At 45.7% G+C, this 25,096-nt stretch carries 17 protein-coding genes, 16 tRNA genes and 4 rRNA genes; 24 read left to right on the forward strand and 13 right to left on the reverse strand.

The genetic code is table 11. The annotated features are described in order from the left end of the window. Position 1: 1 nt before the first annotated feature. From VER99_RS12085 to hemW, 7 genes are all read left to right on the forward strand, one after another. Entirely contained in the window at positions 2–715 is a 714-nt protein-coding gene (locus VER99_RS12085) for a YggS family pyridoxal phosphate-dependent enzyme (protein WP_020333999.1), read from the forward strand. A gap of 122 nt (positions 716–837) precedes the next feature. Beyond that, on the forward strand, positions 838–1,656 hold the full coding sequence (proC, locus tag VER99_RS12090) for a pyrroline-5-carboxylate reductase (RefSeq protein ID WP_020334000.1): 819 nt from the start codon (positions 838–840) through the stop codon (positions 1,654–1,656). A gap of 52 nt (positions 1,657–1,708) precedes the next feature. Continuing rightward, a complete protein-coding gene (locus VER99_RS12095) occupies positions 1,709–2,266 on the forward strand; it encodes a YggT family protein (protein ID WP_014233035.1) in 558 nt (185 codons plus the stop codon). Next, positions 2,266–2,556, forward strand: coding sequence for a DUF167 family protein YggU (gene yggU / locus VER99_RS12100; RefSeq protein WP_014233036.1), 291 nt, complete (start codon positions 2,266–2,268; stop codon positions 2,554–2,556). Before VER99_RS12095 ends, yggU begins: the two co-directional genes overlap by 1 nt. 74 nt (positions 2,557–2,630) lie before the next feature. Beyond that, the gene (locus VER99_RS12105; protein WP_020334002.1) at positions 2,631–3,062 is read left to right on the forward strand and encodes a DUF4426 domain-containing protein; all 432 of its coding nucleotides are present in this window, start codon (positions 2,631–2,633) and stop codon (positions 3,060–3,062) included. A gap of 133 nt (positions 3,063–3,195) precedes the next feature. Then, positions 3,196–3,798, forward strand: coding sequence for an XTP/dITP diphosphatase (locus tag VER99_RS12110; RefSeq protein ID WP_014233038.1), 603 nt, complete (start codon positions 3,196–3,198; stop codon positions 3,796–3,798). 17 nt (positions 3,799–3,815) lie between these two features. Next, entirely contained in the window at positions 3,816–4,991 is a 1,176-nt protein-coding gene (hemW, locus tag VER99_RS12115) for a radical SAM family heme chaperone HemW (RefSeq protein ID WP_024372823.1), read from the forward strand. A 78-nt stretch (positions 4,992–5,069) separates the two neighbouring features. Here the strand turns inward: hemW and glsB are convergent, their stop codons facing one another. The 3 genes from glsB to trmB form a co-directional block, all read right to left on the reverse strand. Next, positions 5,070–5,990, reverse strand: coding sequence for a glutaminase B (gene glsB / locus VER99_RS12120; RefSeq protein WP_014233039.1), 921 nt, complete (start codon positions 5,988–5,990; stop codon positions 5,070–5,072). Between the two features lie 88 nt (positions 5,991–6,078). After that, complete coding sequence (locus VER99_RS12125; RefSeq protein WP_020334004.1) at positions 6,079–7,107, reverse strand: TRM11 family SAM-dependent methyltransferase; 1,029 nt, start codon at positions 7,105–7,107, stop codon at positions 6,079–6,081. Positions 7,108–7,118: 11 nt separating this feature from the next. Beyond that, positions 7,119–7,838 (reverse strand): tRNA (guanosine(46)-N7)-methyltransferase TrmB, encoded by a 720-nt coding sequence (gene trmB, locus VER99_RS12130; RefSeq protein ID WP_014233041.1) that lies wholly within the window; start codon positions 7,836–7,838, stop codon positions 7,119–7,121. 205 nt (positions 7,839–8,043) lie between these two features. Between trmB and mutY the strand changes: the two genes are divergently transcribed. The 16 genes from mutY to VER99_RS12210 all read left to right on the forward strand — a co-directional run bounded on the left by mutY (position 8,044) and on the right by VER99_RS12210 (position 14,194). Further along, a complete protein-coding gene (gene mutY / locus VER99_RS12135; RefSeq protein WP_020334005.1) occupies positions 8,044–9,120 on the forward strand; it encodes an A/G-specific adenine glycosylase in 1,077 nt (358 codons plus the stop codon). 19 nt (positions 9,121–9,139) lie between these two features. Further along, on the forward strand, positions 9,140–9,412 hold the full coding sequence (locus VER99_RS12140) for an oxidative damage protection protein (protein WP_014233043.1): 273 nt from the start codon (positions 9,140–9,142) through the stop codon (positions 9,410–9,412). Between the two features lie 92 nt (positions 9,413–9,504). After that, positions 9,505–10,647 (forward strand): membrane-bound lytic murein transglycosylase MltC, encoded by a 1,143-nt coding sequence (gene mltC, locus VER99_RS12145; protein WP_020334006.1) that lies wholly within the window; start codon positions 9,505–9,507, stop codon positions 10,645–10,647. Positions 10,648–10,747: 100 nt separating this feature from the next. Next, positions 10,748–10,823, forward strand: a tRNA-Phe gene (locus tag VER99_RS12150). A 54-nt stretch (positions 10,824–10,877) separates the two neighbouring features. Then, a tRNA-Thr gene (locus VER99_RS12155) sits at positions 10,878–10,953 on the forward strand. Positions 10,954–10,960: 7 nt separating this feature from the next. Further along, positions 10,961–11,036: transfer RNA gene (locus VER99_RS12160), tRNA-Phe, on the forward strand. A 72-nt stretch (positions 11,037–11,108) separates the two neighbouring features. After that, positions 11,109–11,184 (forward strand) — tRNA-Asn (locus tag VER99_RS12165). Positions 11,185–11,253: 69 nt separating this feature from the next. Beyond that, a tRNA-Thr gene (locus tag VER99_RS12170) sits at positions 11,254–11,329 on the forward strand. A gap of 7 nt (positions 11,330–11,336) precedes the next feature. After that, a tRNA-Phe gene (locus tag VER99_RS12175) sits at positions 11,337–11,412 on the forward strand. A gap of 54 nt (positions 11,413–11,466) precedes the next feature. After that, a tRNA-Asn gene (locus VER99_RS12180) sits at positions 11,467–11,542 on the forward strand. Positions 11,543–11,807: 265 nt separating this feature from the next. Further along, on the forward strand, positions 11,808–13,433 hold the full coding sequence (locus tag VER99_RS12185; RefSeq protein ID WP_020334007.1) for a methyl-accepting chemotaxis protein: 1,626 nt from the start codon (positions 11,808–11,810) through the stop codon (positions 13,431–13,433). A gap of 233 nt (positions 13,434–13,666) precedes the next feature. Then, positions 13,667–13,742 (forward strand) — tRNA-Phe (locus VER99_RS12190). 54 nt (positions 13,743–13,796) lie between these two features. Next, a tRNA-Thr gene (locus VER99_RS12195) sits at positions 13,797–13,872 on the forward strand. A 20-nt stretch (positions 13,873–13,892) separates the two neighbouring features. Then, a tRNA-Asn gene (locus tag VER99_RS12200) sits at positions 13,893–13,968 on the forward strand. Positions 13,969–14,007: 39 nt separating this feature from the next. Next, positions 14,008–14,083: transfer RNA gene (locus tag VER99_RS12205), tRNA-Thr, on the forward strand. A gap of 35 nt (positions 14,084–14,118) precedes the next feature. Further along, a tRNA-Asn gene (locus tag VER99_RS12210) sits at positions 14,119–14,194 on the forward strand. Positions 14,195–15,406: 1,212 nt separating this feature from the next. Here the strand turns inward: VER99_RS12210 and VER99_RS12215 are convergent. From VER99_RS12215 to VER99_RS12255, 9 genes are all read right to left on the reverse strand, one after another. Further along, positions 15,407–15,483 (reverse strand) — tRNA-Asp (locus VER99_RS12215). 31 nt (positions 15,484–15,514) lie between these two features. Then, positions 15,515–15,631: ribosomal RNA gene (rrf, locus tag VER99_RS12220) — 5S ribosomal RNA — on the reverse strand. A gap of 18 nt (positions 15,632–15,649) precedes the next feature. Next, positions 15,650–15,725: transfer RNA gene (locus VER99_RS12225), tRNA-Thr, on the reverse strand. Between the two features lie 61 nt (positions 15,726–15,786). After that, a 5S ribosomal RNA gene (rrf, locus tag VER99_RS12230) occupies positions 15,787–15,902 on the reverse strand. A gap of 93 nt (positions 15,903–15,995) precedes the next feature. Next, positions 15,996–18,885 (reverse strand): 23S ribosomal RNA (locus VER99_RS12235). 263 nt (positions 18,886–19,148) lie between these two features. Continuing rightward, positions 19,149–19,224 (reverse strand) — tRNA-Ala (locus VER99_RS12240). Between the two features lie 45 nt (positions 19,225–19,269). Then, positions 19,270–19,346: transfer RNA gene (locus VER99_RS12245), tRNA-Ile, on the reverse strand. Between the two features lie 65 nt (positions 19,347–19,411). After that, a 16S ribosomal RNA gene (locus tag VER99_RS12250) occupies positions 19,412–20,964 on the reverse strand. The 16S, 23S and 5S rRNA genes sit together here with 4 tRNA genes alongside, the layout of an rRNA operon. Positions 20,965–21,450: 486 nt before the next feature. Further along, on the reverse strand, positions 21,451–22,704 hold the full coding sequence (locus VER99_RS12255) for an HD-GYP domain-containing protein (protein WP_020334471.1): 1,254 nt from the start codon (positions 22,702–22,704) through the stop codon (positions 21,451–21,453). A 301-nt stretch (positions 22,705–23,005) separates the two neighbouring features. Here VER99_RS12255 and VER99_RS12260 point away from each other — a divergent pair, with 301 nt between their 5' ends. Next, a complete protein-coding gene (locus VER99_RS12260) occupies positions 23,006–23,680 on the forward strand; it encodes an SDR family oxidoreductase (protein WP_020334472.1) in 675 nt (224 codons plus the stop codon). 139 nt (positions 23,681–23,819) lie between these two features. Here the strand turns inward: VER99_RS12260 and VER99_RS12265 are convergent, their stop codons facing one another. Beyond that, positions 23,820–24,758: a bile acid:sodium symporter family protein gene (locus VER99_RS12265; protein ID WP_014233048.1), complete on the reverse strand. Its 939-nt coding sequence runs from the start codon at positions 24,756–24,758 to the stop codon at positions 23,820–23,822. Between the last annotated feature and the right edge of the window lie 338 nt (positions 24,759–25,096).

Consider the following 25,096-nt stretch of genomic DNA (forward strand, 5'->3'; position numbering starts at 1 on the left):
TATGAGTAGTATTCAACAAAATATTGAACATATCACCTCTCAAATTCGCAACGACGAGCAAAAATGCGGTCGTGCTCCGGAGTCAGTGCAACTTCTAGCGGTAAGTAAAACCAAACCCGTTGAAGCCATTCTTGAAGCTTACCAAGCTGGTCAAACCGCATTTGGTGAAAACTATGTGCAAGAGGGCGTGGATAAAGTTCAGCACTTTGCACAGCATTATCCAGATAATTGCATAGAATGGCACTTCATAGGCCCAATTCAGTCCAATAAATCACGCCTTGTCGCTGAACATTTCGATTGGGTTCACACCATCGACCGCGCAAAGATCGCGCAACGTCTTAATGATCAACGCCCCAACGAATTAGAACCCTTACAGGTACTGATTCAAGTGAACACCAGTGGCGAAGACTCAAAGTCTGGCGTAACCGATGCAGAAATATTCGAACTGGCTGAGTTGATTTCTCGCCTTCCGAACCTCACCTTAAGAGGATTGATGTCTATTCCTGCTAACGTATCGGACTATGATGCACAACTTCATGAGTTCCAGAAACTGGCGGCATTGAAGCAAGCGCTTATGCAGCAGTATCCGGACATCGACACATTGTCCATGGGGATGAGTGGCGACATGGAGGCGGCGATAGAAGCCGGTAGTACTATGGTTCGTATCGGAACAGCGATTTTTGGCGCACGTGACTATAACTCAAAAAGTGAATAGCCATTACCAGTAAGCGAAAAAAGCTCAATCTTCGCATCACAAAGTTAAGCGGTAAGACTTAATTGTCACTATGCACACCTGTGCATTATAAATAGTAAAGTATCACAATGGAAATCAGACAAATGGAACATAAAAAGATTGCCTTCATCGGTGCAGGTAACATGGTGCGAGCCATCATTTCTGGCTTAGTCTCAAATGGTTACCCGGCACAAAATATTGTGGCAACTGCACCTTCAGAAACACGCCGCTTGCCACTCGAGCAAGATTTTGGCATCCGTACTACCAGCGATAACATCCTCGCTGCATCAAAAGCGGATGTGGTGGTGTTGTCTGTGAAACCACAAATGATGGCGGAAGTATGTAAGCCACTGCAATCTGTCGATTTCAGTAACAAGTTAGTGATTTCTATCGCTGCTGGCATCAATTGTTCACGTTTAGATGAGATGCTAGCGACCAAATTGAACTTGGTTCGTGTGATGCCAAATACGCCTTCCCAACTTGGTTTAGGCATGAGTGGTCTTTTCGCTCCAAAACACGTTACTGAGCAAGATAAAGACTTTGCCGCTCAATTAATGGAAGCGGTAGGTAAAGTGTGTTGGGTAGAACAAGAGTCTGGCATCAACAACGTGATTGCGGCTGCAGGTAGCGCGCCGGCTTACTTCTTCTTGTTTATGGAAGCAATGCAAGCAGAAGCAATAGCACAAGGCTTTGATAAAGACACAGCTCGTCTGCTGGTTCAGCAAGCTGCATTAGGTGCTGCAAGCATGGTTGTGGCTAATCCAGAGACTGAACTATCCACATTCCGTGAAAATGTCACCTCTAAAGGTGGCACAACAGCGGAAGCACTACGCACATTCAACGAACATCAACTTTCTGATATCGTAGCAAAAGCAATGCAGGCAGCGGTTGCTCGTGCGGAAGAAATGGAAAAACTATTTTAATTATCTGGATGCTTACAGAGAAAAGCCATCCACCACTTGTTAAGGGTACCTTATGAATTCAATGAGTTTTCTCATCTCAACCCTATTTGACCTGTATATCATGGTCGTTATATTGCGTATTTGGTTGCAAGCTGCGCGCGCAGACTTCTATAACCCTTTCTCGCAATTTATCGTTAAAGCTACTCAGCCTGTGATTGGCCCTCTGCGTCGTTTTATTCCGTCTGTCGGCAATATCGACCTGGCTACTGTTCTCTTTGCGTATCTATTGTGTGTACTTAAGTTCGTTGCACTGATCCTAATCGCATCTAGCGGTTCTGTGTCTTTCAGTATCGAGTTCCTATTCCTGGGCTTACTGTCTCTGATTAAAGCTGCTGGCGGCTTGTTATTCTGGGTATTGCTGATTCGTGCAATCCTAAGCTGGGTTAGCCAAGGCCGCAGCCCTATCGAATATGTATTCCACCAGCTGACAGAACCAATGTGCGCGCCAATCCGTCGTATTCTTCCTGCATTCGGTGGTCTGGATCTTAGCGTACTGGTTCTGTTTATTGGTCTACAATTCGCCAACTTCCTGATGGGCGATATTATCGGCCCTATCTGGTTCCAACTGTAGTGTCAGCCGCAGTTTGGCGCGATGGCGAGGACATTGTCCTAAGACTCTATATTCAACCCAAAGCAAGCCGCGATAAAATCGTTGGCTTGCATGGAGAAGAGTTAAAAATCGCCATTACTGCGCCGCCTGTCGATGGTAAAGCCAATGCGCATCTCACCAAGTTCTTGGCTAAGCAGTTTAAAGTCGCTAAAGGTTTGGTTCACATAGAAAAAGGCGAACTGGGACGACACAAACAAATTCGGATAGAATCGCCTACCCAGATACCTACTGACATAGAAGCCATCTTATGATGGCTTTTTATTTAACCTTCGAACCGGTTATTTAAATTAAACTTAAATGGAAGTGTCTCCTTGAGGATTTCACAATGAACAAATGGATTACCGCGTTACTGATCAGCCTATTGTCTTTCCCAACTTTCGCTGAACAGTTCAAAAACATGAAAGACATCGAAGTGCATTACGTAGCGTTTAACTCTACCTTTTTGACGCCTAAAATAGCGCGAAGCTATGACATCAAACGTAATGGCTATCTTGCGATCATCAATATTAGTGTGCTGGACAGAGCCTCACTCGGAAAACCGGCGTTAGAAGCACAAGTTGCTGGGCAAGCTAAGAACCTGATTGGTCAAACTCAGCAGTTAACCTTCCGAGAAGTCAAAGAAGGTGACGCCATTTACTACCTAGCGGAACTGCCAGTCACACATGAAGAAACTTTTACCTTCGATATTGATGTAAAATCGGGAAACAAAGGCTCAGGAAAGCTTCAATTTACCCAGAAGTTTTATGTTGAAGAGTGATATGTCGAAAAGTAATTAGATCATGATGATCTAAACGCTTTTGGACACCAGCAGGCCAAAAGCCTTACAAAGTTAGAAATAAAACGATAAGGAGAACGACATGTTCTCCTTATCACAATGAAAAGAGAACCCCATGAAAAAGATTGTGTTAGCAACCGGCAACCAAGGCAAAGTACGTGAGATGGCTGATTTGCTCTCCGATTTCGGATTCGAAGTATTAGCACAAAGCGAATTCAACGTCTCTGAAGTTGCAGAAACAGGCACCACGTTTATTGAAAACGCGATCATCAAAGCCCGCCACGCAGCACAAGAAACCGGCCTACCGGCAATCGCTGATGATTCTGGTTTAGAAGTCGACTACCTTAACGGTGCACCTGGCATCTACTCTGCGCGTTACGCAGGCGAAGGCGCGACAGATCAAGACAACTTAGAAAAGCTGTTAAAAGCAATGGAAGGTGTGCCAGAGGCGGAGCGCACCGCACGTTTCCACTGCGTATTGGTTCTGATGCGTCATAAAGACGATCCAACGCCTGTCGTTTGTCATGGCAAATGGGAAGGCCGTATCCTGACAGAAGCACACGGTGAGAATGGCTTTGGCTATGACCCTGTCTTTTTCGTACCAGAGGATAACTGCGCATCTGCGGAGCTAGAACCTGCGCGTAAAAAGCAGCTATCACACCGTGGTAAAGCGCTTAAGTCTCTGTTTGCTCAGCTGTCTGAACAAGCCGCTCAGTAAGGTAAACGAGTTTGACCATATTAACGCCCCCAGCACTCAGTCTCTATGTTCACATCCCATGGTGTGTGCAAAAGTGCCCATACTGTGATTTCAACTCGCATGAGCTCAAGGCAGAGATCCCAGAAGAGCAATACATCAACGCCCTGCTGGAAGATCTGGATACCGACATTGAGAAGTATCGCTTGAACGATGCGCCGCGTCCTCTGCATTCGATCTTTATCGGAGGCGGTACGCCTAGCCTGATTTCAGCACAAGGGATTGAGCGCCTGTTAAAAGGCATTGAAGAACGTATTCCATTCAAAACTGACATCGAAATTACGATGGAAGCTAACCCGGGCACAATTGAAGCGGAACGTTTTGCCGGCTATCGAAAAGCAGGGGTGACGCGTATTTCCATTGGTGTGCAAAGTTTTGAGCAAGAGAAGCTAGAGCGTCTTGGTCGGATTCATGGCAAAGATGAGGCCGTCAATGCGGCTAACCTTGCTCACCAAATTGGCTTAAATAGCTTTAATCTGGATTTAATGCACGGCTTGCCAGATCAAAGTATTGAGCAGGCTCTGGCCGATTTGGACAAAGCGATTGAACTGGCACCGCCGCACCTGTCTTGGTATCAGCTCACCATTGAGCCGAATACTATGTTCTACTACAAGCCGCCGACGCTACCTGACGACGATGACTTATGGGACATCTTCGAGCTAGGACATAAAAAACTGGCGGCTGCTGGGTACGTACAATACGAGATTTCTGGTTACAGTAAGCCGGGATTCCAGTGCCAGCACAACCTCAACTACTGGCGCTTTGGGGATTACCTCGGCATTGGTTGTGGCTCACACGGTAAGCTGAGTTTTGCTGATGGGCGTATCATTCGTACCACAAAAGTAAAACACCCTCGTGGGTATCTTGCTGCATACCAAAATATGGTTAAGCCGTACCTGCATACTGAACAATTCGTCGAAGATGAAGACCGTCCGTTTGAGTTCTTTATGAACCGTTTTCGCTTAATGGAAGCGTGTCCAAAACAAGACTTTATCGACACTACAGGGTTACCACTGAGTAGCATTCAAGACACCATCGACTGGGCGTTAGAGCTGGGGTATTTGAGTGAGACAGAAACACATTGGCAAATCACTGAAAAAGGTAAGCTTTTCCTGAACGACTTGCTCGAAGCGTTTATGGCAGAAGAAGACGAATAAGCGTATCTGATATCAAGCGATAAAAAATGCCTCTCTATGTGAGAGGCATTTTATTTATTCTGAGAAAAATGGCCAGCTCTAGAAAATGGAACGACCGATTCGCTCAGAAAGCAATTCCAAAGCTTTAGTGCCAGCTAATGAGTTACCAGCGGGGTCGAGCTCCGGAGACCAGACTGCAATCGTCATATCCCCCGGTACGACGGCAATAATGCCGCCGCCCACGCCAGATTTGCCCGGCATACCGACTCGGTAGGCAAACTCACCTGCGCCGTCATAAAGCCCACACGTTGCGAGCAGCGCATTCAACTGCTTAGTTTGAGTCGGTGAGACAATCGGCTTCCCGGTATGCACAGACGTACCTTTGTTGGCTAAATAGCTAAAGGTTTTCGCCAAATCAACACAGCTCATCTTCAATGCGCAGGCGTGGAAATAGTTTTGCAGCACTGGAATAACTTCATTCTCGAAGTTACCAAATGAGCGCATCAGATAAGCAATCGCAGCGTTGCGGTCACCATGCATCATTTCAGAAGCGGCCACCACTTTGTCGTACACAATGTGGGTATCGCCGGAAAGCTGACGAACAAATTCAAGCAAGCGCTGACGCGGTGCAGACAAACGGCTTTGCAGCAGATCGGCAACCACTATCGCACCAGCGTTGATGAACGGGTTACGTGGAATGCCCTGCTCCATCTCTAACTGGATTAAAGAGTTAAAAGCCTGGCCAGAAGGCTCTTTGCCTACCCTTGCCCATATTTCTTCTTGTTTATATAAGCACATCGCCAGCGTCAGGCTCAGGGCTTTAGAAATAGACTGGATAGAAAAAGGCTCGTCGGCGTCTCCCGCCTTAATCACTTCGCCGTCATTGGTGTATACCGCAATACCTAACTTGTTGCTGGGCACTTTTGCCAGAGCTGGAATGTAGTCTGCTACTTTTCCCTGACCGATCAAAGGACGAACTTCGGTCAGAATATCTGTCAAAATTTCCACTGTAGGTTTCATTGTTCACCTTATTATCACTGATTTAATTCAGAGGTAAAAAAAGCCAACAGTGTGTTGGCTTTTCAAATATTCGTTATCGAACAATCAATTATGGTTTCACTGCCACAATAATGTTGCGGTTGATAGATTGATCCACACGGTGAAGATAACCGATATAAGGGTCTTCTGAAAGCACCTTCCATCCCTGTTCTTCAAATAATGCCGCGACATCTTTCCATTTCAGTGTGAACTCGTTGAAAGACAACACCACTGAGCCTTGCTTTTTCAGTACCACTTTCCATGCAGGCAGGGCTTCTTTTAATAGCTCTAACGGGCTGCGGTTCAGTTTGCTGTCTTTGGCATTTTTACTGCCGTGCTGCACGCCGTAAGGCAAGTCAGACACCATGACATCCACCGAGTTCTTCTTCACAACTTGGTCTGCGATACGGGTATCCGCCGAGTACAGCTTCATGGTCTGAAGGTTACCTTGGTTGTAATCTTCTTTTGTCGCTGCGGCTTCAACCACGAAACCATCGGCCACTTTTTTACCACCAGAAGTGCGCTTTTCTTTGCTCACTTTATGCTTAAAGCGACCGTTCTTCATAAACTTAACGACGAAGGTTTGGATCTCTTGAACCCATTTCTGGTTGATCTCAACACCCACCACGTTCAAGCCATGGATCAAACCTTCAAATAGTGTTGTACCCTTACCACACATCGGATCCATTAACGTCAGTTGCGCGCTATCTGTGTTAGCGGCACTCACGCCAAGGTTTACCATCAAACGCGTAAACTGTTCGTTTGTTTTTCCGGTATAACGCAGGATCTGACTCATGCTCTCAGGGAAAGTGTTGAACGCAGGCGCCTGAATTGGACGTAGCAAACCATCTTCACGCACTTCAAACAGCGCGTAGTAGATAGATGATGCGGCAATCTTGCGTGACTGCTCGTCGTTGAGCGCTTCTGCACACGAGAACACCAATGCTGCAGGTAAGCCGACATCTTTACTGCCAATTTCAGTCACTTCAACACCTTCAGCAGCCAGCATTGCTTTTAGCTCTGAACATGCGATGGTCATTGCGCTATCAAAATAAATACGGTTGTGGCCCGGATTCGCTAATATCGCATAGTGGTACATCACCTGGCTCCTTAAGCAGTACGCTTGAATTTGATGTCCCACACACCGTGACCAAGACGGTGGCCGCGAGCTTCAAACTTAGTCAATGGACGCTCTTCAGGGCGAGGAACAAAGTCACCTTCTTCAGCAATATTTTCAAAGCCTGGTGCCTGGTTCATGATTTCAATCATGTGCTCAGCGTAGTTTTCCCAGTCCGTTGCCATATGGAAGATACCCTCATTAGGGATAAGCTTCTGGCGAACCATTTCAGCAAACTCTAGCTGTACGATACGACGCTTGTGGTGACGTTTTTTGTGCCATGGGTCAGGGAAGAACAGTTGTAGAGTCGCCAAGCTATCATTTGGGATCATGTGCTCAAACACTTCAACCGCATCGTGACACATTACGCGCAGGTTAGTCAGACCCGCTTCACGTGCATCAGCAAGACAAGCGCCAACACCTGGGCTATGTACTTCAATACCGATGAAGTTTTTCTCAGGTGCGTTCTTTGCCATTTCAACCAGTGAAGCGCCCATACCAAAACCGATCTCAAGTACAACCGGGTTGTCGTTACCAAAGACTTCTTTCCAATCAAGAAGTTCTGCTTTGTAATCGATACCCATCGTTGGCCAGCACTCATTCATCGCACTCTCTTGGCCCTTAGTTAGGCGGCCTTCGCGACGAACGAAACTGCGGATTTTACGGATCAGTTTGCCGTCTTCGTTGTATTCGTTAGTGGTTACTTCACTCATTGATTTTGCCTGCACATTGATTAATCAAAGCGGGGATTATCCAAAGAATTTACTCGGGTGCAAGTTTTTGTTGAGCTCTCGGTCTATCATGACTCAAAAGCTATGATGATCCCTGTAATATCCCCACACTTTATCCGTTGTACTTATCACCCAATATATGTGGTGCAATTTTGCTCCTAACCAATAATAGAATACAGAGCAAGTCGTGACCCCTTTCGCCAGTGCCATTTTAGAATGGTATGACGCATATGGAAGAAAAGATCTTCCGTGGCAACAGAACAAAACCGCATACAGTGTCTGGTTGTCTGAAATCATGCTTCAGCAAACACAGGTCACTACGGTGATTCCTTATTACCAACGCTTTTTAGAGCGATTTCCGACCGTGGTCGATCTTGCTAATGCAGAGCAAGATGAAGTGCTGCACCTATGGACGGGTCTCGGTTATTACGCCCGAGCACGCAACCTTCATAAAGCAGCAAAAGAGGTGGCCCAAACATATAACGGTGAATTCCCTCTAGATATCGAGCAAATGAATGCACTGCCAGGCATTGGCCGCTCAACTGCGGCTGCTGTACTGTCATCCGTACATAAACAGCCTCATGCGATCCTCGATGGTAACGTGAAGCGAACACTTTCTCGATGCTTTGCCGTTGAAGGATGGCCGGGCCAGAAGAAAGTGGAAAACAAGTTGTGGGAAATTGCCGAGGCACATACCCCACAAACAGATGTCGACAAATATAACCAAGCCATGATGGACATGGGGGCGATGGTCTGCACACGCAGCAAACCCAAATGCACACTATGTCCTGTTGCTGATCTTTGTGTAGCGAAAAAACAAGGTAATATCCTCGACTACCCTGGTAAAAAGCCCAAGAAAGACAAACCGGTGAAGCAAACCCGCTTTGTCATGCTGCATCATAAAAATGCAAATGGGCACGAAGTATGGCTGGAACAAAGACCTCAAACTGGAATTTGGGGCGGGCTTTTCTGCTTTCCACAAACCGAACATGTTGATGTCGAAAGCGATATTGATTTGCTGTTGGAACAACGCGGCATTCAAACCAATGACATTAAAGAGCAGCAAACGCTGATCACTTTCCGCCATACCTTTAGTCATTACCATCTCGATATCACACCAATTTTGATTGACCTGTCAAAGCAACCCGACGTGATAATGGAAGGTAACAAAGGTCTTTGGTATAACTTATCTAAACCTGAAGAAGTAGGCTTAGCCGCGCCAGTTAAACTATTGCTGGAAACGCTACCCCACGAACTTCGTTAATTGAATGCAAGGAGTCATTATGAGCCGCACTGTGTTTTGTGCTCGACTAAAGAAAGAAGGCGAAGGTCTAGACTTTCAACTTTACCCAGGTGAGCTAGGTAAACGTATTTTTGATAATATCTCTAAAGAAGCTTGGGCTGAATGGCAACACAAACAAACCATGTTGATCAACGAAAAGAAGCTTAACATGATGGATCCAGAGCATCGTAAACTGATCGAAACTGAAATGGTGAACTTCCTGTTCGAAGGCAAAGACGTTCACATCGATGGTTACACACCACCTAGCGAATAACTTGTTAAAATAAAATAAGTTTATTCAGAAACAATGACATCACATAGAACCTTGTGGTGTCATTGCCACACCATCCCATCAAATAATTAGCCATGAAAAAAATTGTCTTTATCGTTGCAGCCCTTCTATTAACGGCAGGCTGTAGTCGCGAGGTCGTCGAAAAGTTTTATGATGTCGAGTACGAGCCAACCAATCGCTTCGCCAATAACTTAGCCGAGTTACCAGGACAATTTGAGAAAGACACCGCAGCTCTCGATTCGTTGATCAATAGCTTCTCCGGTAATATCCAAAAAAAATGGGGAAAACGAGAAGTTAAGCTCGCAGGTAAAAGCAATTACGTAAAATATATCGATAACTACCTCAGTCGCGCTGAAGTTGATTTCCAAAAAGGCGTGATCACTATAGAAACCGTATCGCCAACCGAACCACAAAAGCACCTCAAAAACGCCATCATCACAACACTACTCACTCCTGATGATCCGGCGAATGTCGATCTATTTTCTTCCAAAGATATCAAACTTGAAGGTCAGCCTTTTCTCTATAAACAAGTCGTCGACCAAGATAACAAGCCCATTCAGTGGTCATGGCGAGCTAACCGCTTTGCCGATTACCTGCTTAACCACGAAATAAAAACCAAAGACGTCGACTTCAAAAAAGCGTACTACGTAGAAATTCCCATGGTGGAAGATCACTTCATCCAACGCAGCTATCAATATGCGAACATCGTGCGCCGAGCCGCAGAGAAATACGACATCCCCGAAGATTTAATTTACGCCATTATCAAAACAGAAAGCAGTTTTAATCCATATGCCGTCAGTTGGGCGAATGCCTATGGCTTGATGCAAGTCGTACCAAAAACAGCAGGCAGAGACGTTTTCGCGCTGGTAAAAAATCGCTCGGGCCAACCAAGCCCAGAGTATTTGTTTAACCCAGAAAACAATATTGATACCGGAACGGCTTACTTCTACATCTTGAAGAATCGTTATTTAAAAGATGTTAGTCACCCGACCTCGCTCGAATACAGTATGATATCCGCGTACAACGGCGGTACTGGTGGCGTTCTCAATACCTTTAACCGCAGTGACCGAAAACGTGCGATGCGGGATCTGAATTCTCTGCAACCTAACCAGGTTTATTGGGCACTAACTAAAAAACATCCCAATGCAGAAGCACGACGCTACCTAGAAAAAGTTACAAATTTCAAAAAGGAATTTAACTCTGTGCAAACTTTCTAGCACGAGTTGAACAAAAAGCGTTCGAACAACCACTTTTTTGAAATTATTTAAAAAAAGTGGTTGACGGAAAGCGGGAAAATCCGTTTAATAGCGCTCCGTTGCCCGGATAGCTCAGTCGGTAGAGCAGAGGATTGAAAATCCTCGTGTCGGTGGTTCGATTCCGCCTCCGGGCACCACAGTTTATTAATTGTTGGTGCTTAGCACGAACAATAGTTAAAAGAATAAAGTGTGCCGACTTAGCTCAGTAGGTAGAGCAACTGACTTGTAATCAGTAGGTCACCAGTTCGATTCCGGTAGTCGGCACCATTCTTTTGCCTCGATAGCTCAGTCGGTAGAGCAGAGGATTGAAAATCCTCGTGTCGGTGGTTCGATTCCGCCTCGAGGCACCATTATTTGGTGCACTTGCTTAATCTAATTTGATTTGCAAGACACAAACAACTTCTTGTTGTTAAAAGAATAATTCCTCCTTAGCTCAGTTGGTAGAGCGACGGACTGTTAATCCGCAGGTCGCTGGTTCGAGCCCAGCAGGAGGAGCCAATTTCTAGAGTTTCATTTAGTTGGAATTCTAAAAAAGAAGAGTCCACTCTTCTAAAAAGAATAAAGTGTGCCGACTTAGCTCAGTAGGTAGAGCAACTGACTTGTAATCAGTAGGTCACCAGTTCGATTCCGGTAGTCGGCACCATTCTTTTGCCTCGATAGCTCAGTCGGTAGAGCAGAGGATTGAAAATCCTCGTGTCGGTGGTTCGATTCCGCCTCGAGGCACCATTATTTGGTGCACTTGCTTAATTTAATTGATTAGCAAGACACAAACAGAATAGTTCCTCCTTAGCTCAGTTGGTAGAGCGACGGACTGTTAATCCGCAGGTCGCTGGTTCGAGCCCAGCAGGAGGAGCCACTTTCAAGAAGCCGCATCACATGATGCGGCTTTTTTTTATCTATATATTCTCCCCTACCCAATCACGACTTTCACTCATTCCACCACCCCACATATAAAGCTCGCTTCCTGAAAAACTTATTTCACGATAAAAATTTAATCTCCATCATAGTTTAAACAAGCACTTGTAGGCGCTCATTTCCTTCTTCAATAAGATGCCTTGTCTATTCAATTTCTAAAATAAGCCATGCTTTGCATAGCAACTAAAAATTTTGTGAGCCCAAATATGAAACTAAAAACTCAAGCCTATTTACTGTCTGCGATTATATTGCTGGCGTTGCTCGCATTAACCGCTACAGGTTTATGGACTCTGAGAGTTGCAAGTAACCTTGATAACAAAGCTCGAGTGACAGAACTGTTCAAGAGCGCATATAGTATTCTGACAGAAGTAGAAGCAATGGCTGCAAGTGGTGAACTTCCGGAAGATGAAGCAAAAGCACTGGCGACTCGCCTGCTTCGTAACAATATCTATAAAGATAATGAATACGTTTATGTTGCCGATGAGAACATGATATTTGTCGCTGCGCCTCTCGACCCACAATTGCATGGCACCAGCTTCCATGACTTCAAAGACAGCAATAACAATAGCGTTGGCCAATTAATATTAGATATTTTGGATAACAAAACAGGCCAGATTGTCGAATATACATGGAGCCAAACACAAACTGACGGAAGCATTGAAGAGAAGCATTCAATAGCAGAAAAAACGCCTCACTGGGGATGGGTTGTTGGTACTGGTATTGGATTTAACGAGGTAAATGCACGATTTTGGGCTACTGCACAATGGCAACTCGTTCTATGCCTCTTCATCGCAGGTGCTATTCTTACCAGCCTAATCATCGCTATCCGCAAGATGCTGAACGTATTAGGAGGAGAGCCTCATGACGTACGCCAAGCCGTTCAGGCAGTCTCTCAGGGCAATATACAGACAAGTTTCGATACGGTAGCCCCAAAAGATAGTATTTACGATGCTGTGCAGAACATGAGTCAGTCTCTGGCCATAATGGTAACGAATCTCGATAGTTCTATGCTCGCTCTGCGCTCAGAGTTATCCGCAGTTGAATCACGCTCTGGAACCATTGCTGATTTGACCCTATCACAACAGGAATCAACCGCTATGATTGCGACAGCGATGACAGAAATGGCCTCATCAGCTAATCAAGTCGCAACGTCAGCAAATGATACCGCGCGAAATACGGATGAGGCAGACAAACAAAGCCAACAAACCCAATCACTGATCTGCAGTACAGTGGATAATATCCAGGGACTTGCAAATCAGTTAAGTACAGCCAGTCTGGCGGTAGCTAATTTAGATCAGGATGTAAACAACATCGTCAAAGTTTTAGATGTCATTGGTGATATCGCAGAGCAAACTAACTTACTGGCGCTAAACGCAGCCATTGAAGCTGCTCGCGCGGGTGAGCAAGGCAGAGGGTTTGCTGTTGTGGCCGATGAAGTTCGCAAACTTGCTGGCCGCACTCAAGATAGTACAAAAGAGATCCAGAACATGATCTCAAACCTCCAGCAAGGTTCTCGCCATGCTATCCAAACAATGGAGATTTGCGCCGAGACCAGTCAAAGCACAGTCACACAGTCCCAAAGTGCTTCTGAAGCTCTACAACAGATAGTGACAGCATTAGAAGCCATTACGACAATGAGCCAACAAATCGCAACGGCCGCTGCGGAGCAAACCCATGTCAGCGACGATATTGCACACCGCATAAACCTGATTGAAGAAAGCGGTTATCAGCTAAATTCAGTGGTCACAGAGAGTCAATCAAGCACTCAAAGCCTGGCTTCTTTAGCGAATGATCTGGAAGGATGGGTCAATAAGTTCTCTGTAAAGCACTAGCTTAGAGCCAATTTACTAACTTAAAGCACGTTTTCAAACGTGCTTTATTATTTTTGGCTTACTAATCAGGCAAGCAAACTCGTCGTTTAATTCCCAAGAACGCTTAAAGCAAGGTGTATCACCATTTAAAACGCATAAAAACAGCCCACTCCGAGCACAATTTCATCAAACGATATTTTATTTGAATTTTATTGTTGACCTAAGAAGCGAAAAACCGTTTAATACACCTCGTCGCCCGGATAGCTCAGTCGGTAGAGCAGAGGATTGAAAATCCTCGTGTCGGTGGTTCGATTCCGCCTCCGGGCACCACAATTTATTAATTGTTGGTGCTTTGCACGAACAATAGTTAAAAGAATAAGGTGTGCCGACTTAGCTCAGTAGGTAGAGCAACTGACTTGTAATCAGTAGGTCACCAGTTCGATTCCGGTAGTCGGCACCATTTATTCTTAAAAAGACAATTCCTCCTTAGCTCAGTTGGTAGAGCGACGGACTGTTAATCCGCAGGTCGCTGGTTCGAGCCCAGCAGGAGGAGCCACTTTCAATTAGCAAGATTATTGCTTGTTAATGAAAACGTGCCGACTTAGCTCAGTAGGTAGAGCAACTGACTTGTAATCAGTAGGTCACCAGTTCGATTCCGGTAGTCGGCACCACTTTATTTAAAGATAAGAATATTTAAAAAGATAATTCCTCCTTAGCTCAGTTGGTAGAGCGACGGACTGTTAATCCGCAGGTCGCTGGTTCGAGCCCAGCAGGAGGAGCCACTTTTGGAAAGCTGCATCATTGATGCGGCTTTTTTTTCGTTTAAAATGCCCAAATAGCTCTTCTTAATCTTCACCAGCAAGTCTGTGTCCCTGCGTCATTAGATTTAAAAATTTTGCGTAACCAATATGCTGCCAGAGAGTTTATCTTTACTCCCCTCTCTTATTAGTTCGCGATATAAATAGAAGTATGGCTCCTAAGGCTTAGCAACAGCACAAATCACATTTGCCTCTTTCGTTATCCACTTTACACTCAGTCCCAGCACCAACACTCTATAGATACTCATCAAATACCAGTATTGGCTCTCTAACAGCCCTTCAATGACTTTATAAGTTGTTAGTGCGTAATGATCCCATAATAATCGTAATCACCAACCTGTAACGCTCTAGAGAGCTTACAGAGCTAGGAACAGGCTTTAAAAGTAAGCTCTTTCTTTATAACGATAAATCAAGAAAAACACTCACTAAGAGCCTACGCAAGTGCAGTGAAGCCGAGAAATGCGCCCATTCATTTCAGCAGAGAAAGCCCTGAAATTAATCCTAAGCAGTTATATCAGTACACCTTACGCCGACAACACCGTAAACATGGATCGACTAGAGACTTCACCATACAGCGCCCAACACACACCACATACAAGCGTATAACCCACTTTGAAATTCCACAGTTAATAGATATTACCTTTCTAGCTAAAACTCAAGGCAGGTGACAGCGGGCAAAAAGAACATGAGGTTTCTTCTGACGTTCAGAATCAGCAGAGGATCTGTAGAGCTTGAGATCAAGCAAGCTCCCAACACTAGGAACTTATAGATTTGAGTAAAGTCACTCAACACAAACTAAAAGATCCTGGCATTTCTGCTGGGATCGGGAATGCATATCAGAAGACCAGAGCCACAGGCAAGCTCTCCTGCTGGACTTATTGATCGAAGACCAACTTAACTCAGCACAAACTAAAAGACCCCAGCATTTCTGCTAGGGTCTGGATAAATTGCGGAGTGGCTGATTCGGCATTCTGAGGGGACTCTTTCTGCCGAAGGGCCAACATAAACTTAAATGGAAAAAAGCCCTGCTATTTCTAGCAAGGCTTTAGAATAAGTGGCAGAGAGGCTGGGGTTGCAGACAACGGGCAAGCCTTTTGCGGGACTCATTGGTCGAAATCCAACTTAACTCTGTACAAATAAAAAGACCCCAGCATTTCTGCTGGGGTCTGGAATAAGTGGCGGAGCGGACGGGACTCGAACCCGCGACCCCCGGCGTGACAGGCCGGTATTCTAACCAACTGAACTACCGCTCCGCATTGGTCAGACTATTTGAGTCTAATAAGAACCTGGCGATGTTCTACTCTCACATGGGGAAACCCCACACTACCATCGACGCTACTTCGTTTCACTTCTGAGTTCGGAAAGGAAATCAGGTGGGTCCAAAGCGCTATGGTCGCCAAGTAAAATTCTAATTGTAAATGGTGCTGATACCCAGACTCGAACTGGGGACCTCATCCTTACCAAGGATGCGCTCTACCACCTGAGCTATATCAGCATCAAGATGTCCCTGAAGACTAAAAAAGCCCGTTCTTTCAAACGGGCTCTTTAAATTTAAAGCCTGGCGATGTCCTACTCTCACATGGGGAAACCCCACACTACCATCGGCGCTATTTCGTTTCACTTCTGAGTTCGGAATGGAATCAGGTGGGTCCAAAACGCTATGGTCGCCAAGCAAATTCTCTAATTCGGAAAGCTGTTTTTTAATTCTCGTTATTACACATTCAACGTTCTTACATTGAGTCCATCAAAACCCCTTGGGTGTTGTATGGTTAAGCCTCACGGGCAATTAGTACAGGTTAGCTCAACGCCTCACAACGCTTACACACCCTGCCTATCAACGTCGTAGTCTACGACAACCCTTTAGGATACTTAAAGTATCAGGGAGAACTCATCTCAAGGCTCGCTTCCCGCTTAGATGCTTTCAGCGGTTATCGATCCCGAACTTAGCTACCGGGCAATGCGTCTGGCGACACAACCCGAACACCAGAGGTTCGTCCACTCCGGTCCTCTCGTACTAGGAGCAGCCCCTTTCAATTCTCCAACGCCCACGGCAGATAGGGACCGAACTGTCTCACGACGTTCTAAACCCAGCTCGCGTACCACTTTAAATGGCGAACAGCCATACCCTTGGGACCGACTTCAGCCCCAGGATGTGATGAGCCGACATCGAGGTGCCAAACACCGCCGTCGATATGAACTCTTGGGCGGTATCAGCCTGTTATCCCCGGAGTACCTTTTATCCGTTGAGCGATGGCCCTTCCATTCAGAACCACCGGATCACTATGACCTGCTTTCGCACCTGCTCGAATTGTCATTCTCGCAGTCAAGCGGGCTTATGCCATTGCACTAACCTCACGATGTCCAACCGTGATTAGCCCACCTTCGTGCTCCTCCGTTACGCTTTGGGAGGAGACCGCCCCAGTCAAACTACCCACCAGGCACTGTCCGCAACCCCGATAAGGGGTCAACGTTAGAACATCAACACTACAAGGGTGGTATTTCAAGGACGGCTCCACGAATACTGGCGTACTCGTTTCAAAGCCTCCCACCTATCCTACACATGTAGGGTCAATGTTCAGTGCCAAGCTGTAGTAAAGGTTCACGGGGTCTTTCCGTCTAGCCGCGGGTACACTGCATCTTCACAGCGATTTCAATTTCACTGAGTCTCGGGTGGAGACAGCGTGGCCATCATTACGCCATTCGTGCAGGTCGGAACTTACCCGACAAGGAATTTCGCTACCTTAGGACCGTTATAGTTACGGCCGCCGTTTACCGGGGCTTCGATCAAGAGCTTCGACCGAAGTCTAACCCCATCAATTAACCTTCCGGCACCGGGCAGGCGTCACACCGTATACGTCATCTTACGATTTTGCACAGTGCTGTGTTTTTAATAAACAGTTGCAGCCACCTGGTATCTGCGACTCTCAATAGCTCCATCCGCGAGGGACTTCACCGTCGAGAGCGTACCTTCTCCCGAAGTTACGGTACCATTTTGCCTAGTTCCTTCACCCGAGTTCTCTCAAGCGCCTTGGTATTCTCTACCCGACCACCTGTGTCGGTTTGGGGTACGATTCCTTACAATCTGAAGCTTAGAGGCTTTTCCTGGAAGCATGGCATCAATGACTTCACACCCGTAGGTGCTCGACGTCGTGTCTCAGCCTTAGAGAGAGCCGGATTTACCTAACTCTCAAGCCTACGCACTTGAACCTGGACAACCGTCGCCAGGCCCACCTAGCCTTCTCCGTCCCCCCATCGCAATTGTAAGAAGTACGGGAATATTAACCCGTTTCCCATCGACTACGCCTTTCGGCCTCGCCTTAGGGGTCGACTTACCCTGCCCCGATTAACGTTGGACAGGAACCCTTGGTCTTCCGGCGAGGAGGTTTTTCACCCCCTTTATCGTTACTCATGTCAGCATTCGCACTTCTGATACGTCCAGCATGCGTTACCACACACCTTCAACCGCTTACAGAACGCTCCCCTACCCAATACTCAAAGAGTATTGCCGCAGCTTCGGTTTACTACTTAGCCCCGTTACATCTTCCGCGCAGGCCGACTCGACCAGTGAGCTATTACGCTTTCTTTAAATGATGGCTGCTTCTAAGCCAACATCCTGGCTGTCTGAGCCTTCCCACATCGTTTCCCACTTAGTAGTAATTTGGGACCTTAGCTGGCGGTCTGGGTTGTTTCCCTCTCCACGACGGACGTTAGCACCCGCCGTGTGTCTCCCGGATAGTACTTACTGGTATTCGGAGTTTGCAAAGGGTTGGTAAGTCGGGATGACCCCCTAGCCTTAACAGTGCTCTACCCCCAGTAGTATTCGTCCGAGGCGCTACCTAAATAGCTTTCGGGGAGAACCAGCTATCTCCAGGTTTGATTGGCCTTTCACCCCTAGCCACAAGTCATCCGCTAATTTTTCAACATTAGTCGGTTCGGTCCTCCAGTTGATGTTACTCAACCTTCAACCTGCCCATGGCTAGATCACCTGGTTTCGGGTCTATATCCAGAGACTGAACGCCCAGTTAAGACTCGGTTTCCCTACGGCTCCCCTAGATGGTTAACCTTGCCACTGAATATAAGTCGCTGACCCATTATACAAAAGGTACGCAGTCACAGGACAAAGCCTGCTCCTACTGCTTGTACGTACACGGTTTCAGGTTCTATTTCACTCCCCTCACAGGGGTTCTTTTCGCCTTTCCCTCACGGTACTGGTTCACTATCGGTCAGTCAGTAGTATTTAGCCTTGGAGGATGGTCCCCCCATATTCAGACAGGATATCACGTGTCCCGCCCTACTCGATTTCACTGAACACACATCGTCAACTACGGGACTATCACCCTGTATCGTCGGCCTTTCCAGACCGTTCGTCTAACGTGTGTAAAGCTTAAGGGCTAGTCCAATTTCGCTCGCCGCTACTTTCGGAATCTCGGTTGATTTCTTTTCCTCGGGGTACTTAGATGTTTCAGTTCCCCCGGTTCGCCTCCTGTTGCTATGTATTCACAACAGGATACTTACTTATGTAAGTGGGTTTCCCCATTCGGAAATCCCAGACTCAAGTGGCTTTTACTGCCTAATCTGGGCTTATCGCAAGTTAATACGTCCTTCATCGCCTCTGACTGCCAAGGCATCCACCGTGTACGCTTAGTCACTTAACCATACAACCCGAAGGAGTTTCGAATTGATGTTAAACAACCAAAGTTGCTGTCTCATTATTTGAATGAGCGAGACAGCTTTCGATTTTGCCGGACTCAAATTCCAAGAACACTTGAATGTGTTTTTAGTTGTATTCAAATTCATGAATACTTTGAGAACTTTACAAATAATCTTAAAGATTATTTTGTCAGCTTTCCAAATTGTTAAAGAGCTAGATTCATTTAAGAACCATTTTTAAAAGCACTATCGCTAATGCGCTTAAAGATGGTGGAGCTAAGCAGGATCGAACTGCTGACCTCCTGCGTGCAAGGCAGGCGCTCTCCCAGCTGAGCTATAGCCCCATCAAGGTGTGTCGATACTGTATGCCAATTCCTTGGGAAGGGAATTGGTGGGTCTGAGTGGACTCGAACCACCGACCTCTCGCTTATCAGGCGAACGCTCTAACCACCTGAGCTACAGACCCAGTATCGTCTCTTTTACATAAACCGTATCAATCTGTGTGGACACTCATCGTGAGTAATCATCGTATAAGGAGGTGATCCAGCGCCAGGTTCCCCTAGCGCTACCTTGTTACGACTTCACCCCAGTCATGAACCACAAAGTGGTAAGCGTCCCCCCGAAGGTTAAACTACCTACTTCTTTTGCAGCCCACTCCCATGGTGTGACGGGCGGTGTGTACAAGGCCCGGGAACGTATTCACCGTGGCATTCTGATCCACGATTACTAGCGATTCCGACTTCATGGAGTCGAGTTGCAGACTCCAATCCGGACTACGACGCACTTTTTGGGATTCGCTCACTTTCGCAAGTTGGCCGCCCTCTGTATGCGCCATTGTAGCACGTGTGTAGCCCTACTCGTAAGGGCCATGATGACTTGACGTCGTCCCCACCTTCCTCCGGTTTATCACCGGCAGTCTCCCTGGAGTTCCCGACATTACTCGCTGGCAAACAAGGATAAGGGTTGCGCTCGTTGCGGGACTTAACCCAACATTTCACAACACGAGCTGACGACAGCCATGCAGCACCTGTCTCAGAGTTCCCGAAGGCACCAATCCATCTCTGGAAAGTTCTCTGGATGTCAAGAGTAGGTAAGGTTCTTCGCGTTGCATCGAATTAAACCACATGCTCCACCGCTTGTGCGGGCCCCCGTCAATTCATTTGAGTTTTAATCTTGCGACCGTACTCCCCAGGCGGTCTACTTAACGCGTTAGCTCCGAAAGCCACGGCTCAAGGCCACAACCTCCAAGTAGACATCGTTTACGGCGTGGACTACCAGGGTATCTAATCCTGTTTGCTCCCCACGCTTTCGCATCTGAGTGTCAGTATCTGTCCAGGGGGCCGCCTTCGCCACCGGTATTCCTTCAGATCTCTACGCATTTCACCGCTACACCTGAAATTCTACCCCCCTCTACAGTACTCTAGTCTGCCAGTTTCAAATGCTATTCCGAGGTTGAGCCCCGGGCTTTCACATCTGACTTAACAAACCACCTGCATGCGCTTTACGCCCAGTAATTCCGATTAACGCTCGCACCCTCCGTATTACCGCGGCTGCTGGCACGGAGTTAGCCGGTGCTTCTTCTGTCGCTAACGTCAAATAATGCATCTATTAAACACACTACCTTCCTCACGACTGAAAGTGCTTTACAACCCGAAGGCCTTCTTCACACACGCGGCATGGCTGCATCAGGCTTGCGCCCATTGTGCAATATTCCCCACTGCTGCCTCCCGTAGGAGTCTGGACCGTGTCTCAGTTCCAGTGTGGCTGATCATCCTCTCAGACCAGCTAGGGATCGTCGCCTTGGTGAGCCCTTACCTCACCAACTAGCTAATCCCACCTAGGCATATCCTGACGCGAGAGGCCCGAAGGTCCCCCTCTTTGGCCCGTAGGCATCATGCGGTATTAGCCATCGTTTCCAATGGTTATCCCCCACATCAGGGCAATTTCCTAGGCATTACTCACCCGTCCGCCGCTCGACGCCGTTAACGTCCCCCGAAGGTTCAGTTAACTCGTTTCCGCTCGACTTGCATGTGTTAGGCCTGCCGCCAGCGTTCAATCTGAGCCATGATCAAACTCTTCAATTTAAGATTTTGTCGGCTCAATGAATACTGAACATTACATAAAGTAATGTTTGAATTGACTGTGCTGAATCCGAAGATTCAATGGTCACTTCGTATCATTGAAACCTAATTTGATACCGAGGTATCTAATTGGATTATCATCAACGAGTGCCCACACAGATTGATAGGTCTATATTGTTAAAGAGCTTGCTTTGCGAGAAGCTTTTCTCTCAAAGCGGAGGTGCATTCTAGCGATTTGGTTGTTAGTGTCAAACACTTTTTTCAACTAATTTTTCGTAGAAGCTTTTTACCTCTCCGACCCTGCTGAAGCCTTATCGCGTCTGCCGTGTCGGTGGATGCGCATTATAGGGAGAAGAATTTCTTTGGCAATACTAAAAATGCAATTATTTCAAAAAAACATGCCAAGTGGACATTTTCCATCCAACCTTAAAATTACCCCAAAATAACACTCAGCATTTCTACATATTACCCACAAAACCCTGTGGATAACTAAGCATCAGTATCGAAGAAGTATGAAATTCGAGAACGCGGATTAAGATACTCTTTTATATTCTCTGGCAGTTTAGAAGGATGTATTGCGTTTACTATCCTTAAATCCTTCGACGCTAAATCAAGTATTGGGGCTTGGGTTCTCGGTACTGAGGGGTCATAAACCAAAACATTAGGGAATAATAGATTCGAAGCATTCACTGAGATAACTAACCCAATCATGTTATTGGTCAGCTGTACGACTGTTCCCGGTGGGAAGACGCCCATAAACTTAATCAGGAATTTGAGGTTTTCTTCTTTATATAGATGTTTGCAATTCTTATATAGATGGGAAAGTGCGGTATACGGGATCTTTTGTTCTGAAGTAATTCTCGTATGACACAAGTTATCAAATGCATTTGCGACAATAATGATTTGTGCAAACTCGTTTATCTCATCACCTTGCAACCCCTTAGGATAGCCAGAACCGTCTCTTAACTCATGATGCTGCTCAATAACTGTCTTTGCCGTTTCAGGAAAGTCCTCTATTTGGTTAGCCAGATCCAAACCATACTTAGTATGCAGCTTTAAATAGTTCTCTTCGGGAACCGTCAGTGGTTCTTGCTTTCTTAATATAGCTGTTGGAATTTTCACTTTACCCATATCGTGAAACAATGCGGCAAAGGACAGCTCTTTCAATTGTTCAGCAGAGTAACCTTTTGCTCGTCCGATCATCATCGCGATAACCGCAACATTCAGCGAGTGAAAATAGATATCTTCATATTCGTTTTTGCCATTCATGAGATGCAGCGTGACATTATCGTCACACATTAACTTATCTACGATATCTTCGGTTAGCTGCTTTGCTTCGTTAACCGCAGCGACCGGACGATTACGAATTTTCATCATTACTGAGCGCATACGAGCGAGAGAACGCTCAAACTCTTTTTCACATTGAATCACTCTGCGTCGATAAGCACTTAGCTTTTCTATTCGTTTCTGCTTCTCTTGCCATAATGCTTTCGTTTCTAGATCTAACGAATCATCGCTCTTTACTTTATCTTCCCTATCTTGGTTGACAGGTAAGGGCAATGAATCGCTTTGCTCAGGATTAAAGTACACGAACTTAACGCCAAGATGACGAATCATCTCAACTTGTCCCTGATCTTTAATTTTAAAGCTATTAAGTAAGAATGGGTGATCGTTCCATTTCAACGGTAGACGGATATGTAACCCTGGCTGAATGCGATCTACGGTAAGTTTAATTGCTGCCACTATTCACTACTGACTGGGGTTTCAATATAAACCCTCAATTTTAAGGGAATTTATAATAAAATTCATTAGTAATGATTATCAATGAGATCAATAGCATTCATCAGTTAATTGCCACTACTTCTACCAAGTGAAATAACGCTTTTTCTATATTAAAAGATGATGCTTCAAAGCAGAAACTTTGGTCGGTGCTCAGTCACAAATCAATCGCTATCTCAGTTGAAAAGGCTTACTTCCATTTATCGTTGTATTTAAGCAAGGCATAATAAAATTTGAACATTCTTTAAAAACCCGGAGTCAGTAAATGAAAATTCTCGTTACAGGTGCCAGCAGCGGTATAGGATTTGAGCTAGCAAAACAGCTCTGCGCGGATCATCACGATGTTTTTGCTACAGGCAGAAATAAGAATAAGTTAACAGAGCTACATCAACTGACTGGTTGTAAGTTTGCTTCCTATGACCTCACTGAGTCTCAGCAAGTGATGGATATGTTCAAGCAAGCGACTGAAGAACTAGGCGGGCTGGATGTCCTCATTAACAACGCAGGCATGAATACTCGTAAATGTGCGATTGATGAGTTTTCGCTAGAAGAGTTTGAACAGCAGTACGCGATCAACTTAAGAGCGCCTGCAATTCTATGTAGAGAAGCGCTATCGTTAATGAAAGAGCAGAAGTCGGGCTACATCATTAACGTCACCAGTACCGTTGCCAAACGGGCGAGCGAAACGATGGCGGTTTACACTACCATGAAACAAGGGTTAGCAGGTTTTACCGGCGTGCTAATGAAAGAAGCTCAACCTCATGGCATTAAAGTTACCAACTTATTCCCGGGCGGCACTGATACCAACTTTAGGGCAGCCAGCCGACCTGAGTACATGCAACCCGAAAGCGTGGCTCGTACTATTTTAGGGTTATTAAAGCTTCCGGAAGATGTAGTGGTACATGAAATGGTCTTTAGACCGCTTGTTGAACTTGAATAGCTCAACCGAAAGCACCTATTACCCCCTGAGTAAGATTTAGTATTCAGGGGGATAACAGGCGTTTGAAGCCTAAGTAAATATCTAACAAGATAAATACCTCTGCCGATAACTTAACTTGATACTTGTTAATCAGTTGAACCTATAGGCTATTAGTTACAGCTTTAGCTTTACGAGCCTTTTTGCTTGCCCAGTATCCAGCTAACAGAGAACCTGAAATATTGTGCCAAACTGAGAATATTGTTCCGGCAATTGCCGATGCTGGCGAGAAGAACTTCATTGCGAGCGCCGTAGCTAAACCTGAGTTCTGTAATCCCACTTCAAATGCAATTGTCCGACAAGTCGATTCATTAAAGCCAAGTAGACGACAACAATAGTAGCCCGCCGTCAAACCTAGGCCATTGTGTAAAATGACTGCCAGTGCCACCAATGGCCCAATGGTATTTAGGTTTTCAGCGTTTAAAGCCACAACGATGGCAATAATAACGACGATAGCAAGCATTGATATCAACGGTAATATCGCATTGACCTTAGCAACCGCTTTAGGAATAAAAGTGTTAATAATGACGCCTATTGAGACAGGAAGTAGTACGATCTTAACTAAGCTCATCAACATCCCAGAAACAGGCACATCAACACTTTGACCAATCAACCCTTCTACAAGTAATGGCGTTAATATCACGCCTAATAATGTAGATATAGCCGTCATTGAAATGGAAAGCGCAACATCACCTTTGGCCAGAAATACCATTACGTTAGAGGATGTTCCACCAGCAACGCTACCAACCAGTACCATGCCGACAGTAAGCTCCGTACTAAACCCTAATAAGAAGCTGATGAGCAAAGCGGCAAGAGGCATAATTAAAAACTGAAGAAATACACCGACGCCCACTGCCTTTTTATGCTTGAGAACATTGAGGAAATCACTAGGAGATAAACTGATTCCCATTGCAAGCATGATAATAGTAAGTAAAGGGACGATTTGAGATTTTAAATCGACAAATAGACTTGGTGAAAAGTAAGCGGTTAAGGCGAATATAACTGCCCAAACGGGGAACAGCTGGGTTAATCTCCCTATCATTTAGATGGTCCTTTTCTTTTAATAATGATGTTGGCACTCCACGAAGCTTTGCCTTTTCATAACAAAGTTTGTAGTGCCAAAATTTAGATAGTTAAGACGAGCATCTTTTCACATATCTCATTATCAAAAAAGACAACCATACCAATACGGTTTGATATTTCATCATTAAACATAGAGAGCTCAGCATTGCACCAAAGTAGTGAAAGTCACTAGTGCAAAGTTTGCAAACTTCCAGACCATACTAGTGAATACAACTTTCTCTCGGATAGCCTTCCTCTACCTTCGGCAAGCTTAACCAAAAACCTCCAGCGCCAGAAAAATATCGCGAACTTACCTCC

Origin of the sequence: Vibrio natriegens NBRC 15636 = ATCC 14048 = DSM 759 (assembly GCF_035621455.1) — a bacterium.
Classification (GTDB): domain Bacteria; phylum Pseudomonadota; class Gammaproteobacteria; order Enterobacterales; family Vibrionaceae; genus Vibrio; species Vibrio natriegens.